The 4,028-nt window shown below is 63.2% G+C and carries 5 protein-coding genes and 1 pseudogene; all 6 read right to left on the bottom strand.

What is annotated here, in order from left to right; genetic code table 11:
* Nucleotides 1-390 (bottom strand): annotated as a pseudogene (locus tag LPA46_RS18535) (hypothetical protein); the annotation flags it as partial.
* Nucleotides 387-1,202, bottom strand: a complete 816-nt coding sequence (locus LPA46_RS18530) for a hypothetical protein (protein ID WP_230893790.1) — start codon at nucleotides 1,200-1,202, stop codon at nucleotides 387-389. The gene LPA46_RS18530 and the pseudogene LPA46_RS18535, both read right to left, overlap by 4 nt.
* Nucleotides 1,199-1,789 (bottom strand): hypothetical protein, encoded by a 591-nt coding sequence (locus LPA46_RS18525; RefSeq protein ID WP_230893789.1) that lies wholly within the window; start codon nucleotides 1,787-1,789, stop codon nucleotides 1,199-1,201. Before LPA46_RS18525 ends, LPA46_RS18530 begins: the two co-directional genes overlap by 4 nt.
* 16 nt (nucleotides 1,790-1,805) lie before the next feature.
* Nucleotides 1,806-3,296 carry a hypothetical protein gene (locus LPA46_RS18520; protein ID WP_230893788.1) on the bottom strand — a complete coding sequence of 497 codons (1,491 nt, stop codon included), beginning with the start codon at nucleotides 3,294-3,296 and terminating at the stop codon, nucleotides 1,806-1,808.
* A gap of 10 nt (nucleotides 3,297-3,306) precedes the next feature.
* Nucleotides 3,307-3,720: a hypothetical protein gene (locus tag LPA46_RS18515; protein ID WP_230893787.1), complete on the bottom strand. Its 414-nt coding sequence runs from the start codon at nucleotides 3,718-3,720 to the stop codon at nucleotides 3,307-3,309.
* A 64-nt stretch (nucleotides 3,721-3,784) separates the two neighbouring features.
* The gene (locus LPA46_RS18935) at nucleotides 3,785-3,913 is read right to left on the bottom strand and encodes a hypothetical protein (RefSeq protein ID WP_269073768.1); all 129 of its coding nucleotides are present in this window, start codon (nucleotides 3,911-3,913) and stop codon (nucleotides 3,785-3,787) included.
* Nucleotides 3,914-4,028: the final 115 nt, after the last annotated feature.

The following is a 4,028-nucleotide window of genomic DNA, read 5'->3' as shown; positions in this document are numbered from 1 at the left end:
GGGCGCGGCGCCGTTAATCAGGTCGTCAACCTGCTGTATCGCCTTCACGCCGCTAATATCGGCGCGCTGGTTCGTGTTGCCCTGCTGGTGCTGGAGCGTCGTCATGTCGCCGTCGGCGACGGCGCGGCGGCCGGCTTCGGTCGCTTCCATCCGCCGGAGGTTCTGGACGAGCTCGAGGTCGCGCGCTTGACCGGGCATCGTCTCGGCTTCTCTCGCCTCGTCGGGGTCATACTCCTGCTCAACCACCGAGGCGAACCGCGACACGTTTGAATCCCGGATAAGCCCGGTGTGTGGGTAGGCGTCGGGGTCGCGCTCGTCGTAGCCATCGACGTGCTCGCGGTAGCCCGCGACGATGTGCGGGTCCGTCCCGTCTCCCTGCTCGTCACTCATTCTTGGGTTCCTCCGTCGGCTGTGGCCTGCCCATCGCCCACGGCGCCGGGGTCGGCATCGACACCGGGGAGCGCGTCGGCGTGGAACTCCGGCAGGTCGTCGTCCGTGATGTCGCTGAGTTCGTCGTCGGTGACGCCCTCCGCACGCTGCTTGAAGTCGTCCGTAATGTCCTGTACGGCGTCTTGGTCCAGTTGCTCGCCCTTCTCTCGGGCTTCTGCCATCCGGTTGATGATGCGCGTCTGCAGGTCGGCTGCGAGGTCGCTGATAGAGTCGCGCATATACGCCAGCGCGAGGTGCGAGTCTACCAGTTCCTCATACATCCGCTCCATGTGCGATTTCGACGTGAGCAACTTCGTATCCTCCATTTCCGAGAGGTACACGCCCGACACGGTGAGGCTCCCGTTGTCGCCGTACTCGGGCGCCCAGTCGAACTCGCGCACGGCCACCGCGTCGCCGTCGTTCACTCGGTAGGGAGCGGGGCCGTCGACGCGCTTCTCGGCCCACAACTCGGGCGGGACAAAGTACGTCTTCGCGGTGTCCTCGACGGCGTTGATGTGATGCACCTCGACGTAGTTGCGAGTGCGGAGCCAGTCGACGAACCGCAGCCCGGCGATGAACATGGGCGGCCCGAGCACGAGCCAGCCGACGAGCACGTTGGTCGTCCAGGGCGGCGCGCCCGGCACCTCGGGATTGAACCACCACACGCCGATGCCGGCCGCGACGAGCACGCCCGCGACGAGCAGCTGCGCCTCCGCGAGCACGTAGGTCACGCGGTCGCCCCAACTGCTGAACGTGGCGCTCAGGTCGCTCATATCGACGCCTCCACGGGTTCACTGCCTTCCTTGTGCAGTTTCCAGAGCGCGGCGCCAACGAACGACAACAGCACGATAGTCGCGCCGGCCATCCAGCCGACCGTGCCCGACGAGTTGCGGAACGGCGACGGCGTCGGCGAGCGCACGACCTCGGCGTATAGCACTTCCTCGGTGGCGATAGAGACGCCGACGTACCCCCGGCTTGTCTCAGTTACCGCGAATTCGACGCTGTTGCGGCCGTCTTGGGCGACGAACGTCCGCCGGTTGATAGTGCCGCCGTCCATGAACCCGCCGGCGTCGGAGAGCGTGACTGCCGTTGCGCCGTCCGAGTCGAGCACGAGCGTCACGGTGCCGCTGCCGGGATGATACGACGACGAGACGAGCGTGAGCGACGAGTCGATGCGCTCGCCGTCGATGCTCGCCGAGTCGGTCGCCGTCGAGTTGTTCGCGGCGTCGGTCTGTGCAACTTGACTGTAGGCCGTGGGCTGTGGGCCGGTGTCGGTCGCGGTCGTCGCGACGGCGCCAGCGGGCGCGACCGCGAGCACGGCCAACAGGACGACTAGCGAGAGTGTGGTTTTCGCGTGCATAAATGGGAGACGGGGGTTACGCGCGGTTGAGCAGCAAGACGACAGCGCCACCGAGCAGTACTGCTCCGGGGATGGCGCCGCCACTCCCGAAGTCGGGGAGGATGCCGCCGCCACCGCTGTTGCGCTCCTGTTGCTGTTTGGCGTTAATCTCTGCTGACAGCCGGTCCAAATCCTCCTGTAGAGCCTTGAACTCCGAGATATTCGCCACCGAATAATTAATCTCTTTGTACGCCACCGTCTCGTTCTCGGCGAGTTCCTTGCCGTCCGCGGTCGTCACGGATTCAAGGGTGAACTCGCCGTTCAACTCACGAGAACCACCATCATCGAGCGCGACGAACTGTGCGCCCGTGATGTTTGCAGCGTCGTAGGTGCCACCAACTTGGTAGCCGCCTTCGGGCGTGCCGTCGCTCATCAGCGTCCCGGTGTACGTCGTGTTATTGACCGAGACGTTCATCCGCCCGATGTTAGACAGATTCTCGGGCGGCTCAATCCCCATCGAGGACAACGAGCGCAGCGTCCACGACGAGGAGTTTTGCGGATCGTATTCCCGTGCGCCCAGGTAGGGGTCTACCAGGTCGCTACTGTTGATTTCACCCTGCTGGTACTCGCTGTACGTAGCGTTGACGAACGACTTAACCTGGTTCTGTACGTCGCTGTTCTGGCTCTCGATTTCAGTCCAGCGGTCAGCGTAGTCGGGGAAGTACGCGAGGTTGAGCCGGTCAAGGGACTCGTTTGGCGGCTTCACGTCAACGCCCCGGAGCGTGCCGGTGTAGCTTTCGCTGCCGGTGTCGTGGGTGTCGGAGTCCTCCCCGGTGGTCACGTCGGCTCTCACCGGGCCAGCGTACTGGTAGTTGATGCCGAAGACGTATTCCAGACTCTGGGTCGTCGTGCCGTTCGTGAGCGTGACGTTGGCGGTTTCCAGTTCGTAGAAGCTCATCCCCGTGTTCGTGCTGCCGTTGTACGTCACGAAGTTCGCGCTCACGTTCGTCGTGTTCTGTGCCGTCTGGTACGACGAATTGAACACCGTGGCGGTGATGTTCCACGACGCGAGCAGGTTCTTTTGCTTTACCGCGTAATAGTCTGCCACCGCGTCTTGCGCTTTCTGAGTGGCGACGGACTCGTTAGCGCCGTTTTCGAGTGCGCGAATGTAGGCATTCTTCCCTTCCATCAGCGCGATACTCTCCGTGTCGCTGAGGTAGTTGCTATATGCCGTCTGTGTCAGTTCGTTATTCGCTTTCTGGATGCTGGCTTGGTCGTAGATTGATTGTTTCGTCTCCTGTGCGTCGAGACCTGTGAGTTTGTCCGTGTCCGGGGTATTGCAGAACAAGCCGGTCACGTCCGACACCACGACCGGGCCGAACTGCGCGACTTCACAGCCGGCGAGCGGCTGCGCTTCGGCGGTGCCGACCGGCGAACTACCGGGGCCGGCGACGCCGCCGAGGGTCGCGGTCGCGACGAGCATGACGCCCGCGGCGACTGCGAGCGCGGTTCGAATGCTGTCCTTCACTCTTACCACCTCAGTACCACGCGGTGACGGTGTACGCGCTGGATAGGAGCACGAACGCGGCCGCGCCGGCCGCTTGGCTTCCGAGCACGAGGTCTTGAATCGCCGGAATGAACGCCATGCCGACGAGGATAACCAGCCCACCGCCCACAGCGATAGACTCGATTTCGTCTAGGTCGTCCCAGCCGTCGCCGGCACGGTTCGTCGCCCACGACGCTGCGAGCGCGACGACCGCGATGACGACGGCGAGACTGAGGCTCACGCCCGAGCCCGAGAAGAGCGTCTGGTCCAGGGAATAGCCGAAGAGCGTGAATGAGCCGATACCGGTGATAACGACAGCGGCGAGGCTGAAAAGCGGTGCAGCGATTACGTCCTGCAGGTCGAAGCCTCCGTTCGTGTGGAGGCTGAATACATCTGAAGTTGCCATGCTGCGCGTCGGACGACGCGCATCCGCTACTTAACCCAAGGAATCAGCAAGGGTGAACGAGAGTCTACTTGCTTTCGAGGTCGTCGGCATCGAGCTCGCCCGCGAGATATGCCAGGCCCTTGTCCGTGATTCGGTAGTACCCTGCTTCCTCGTCCTCAATTTCGAGTAGCTCGCGGTCTGCGAGTTTACTCATTCGACGAGAGAAGGTTGATGAGTCCCGTTCGACTGTTCCGAGAACTTCGGTTAAATGGTGATGAACCGGGGACGGAGGTAACGAAACCCGCGTTCCGCCGGGCTCCCCGAGTTCC

The organism is Halobacterium sp. KA-6, from assembly GCF_021029015.1.
GTDB lineage: Archaea > Halobacteriota > Halobacteria > Halobacteriales > Halobacteriaceae > Halobacterium.
The sequence above is the reverse complement of the archived record's forward strand: the minus strand, read 5'-3'. Positions and strand labels throughout refer to the sequence as shown.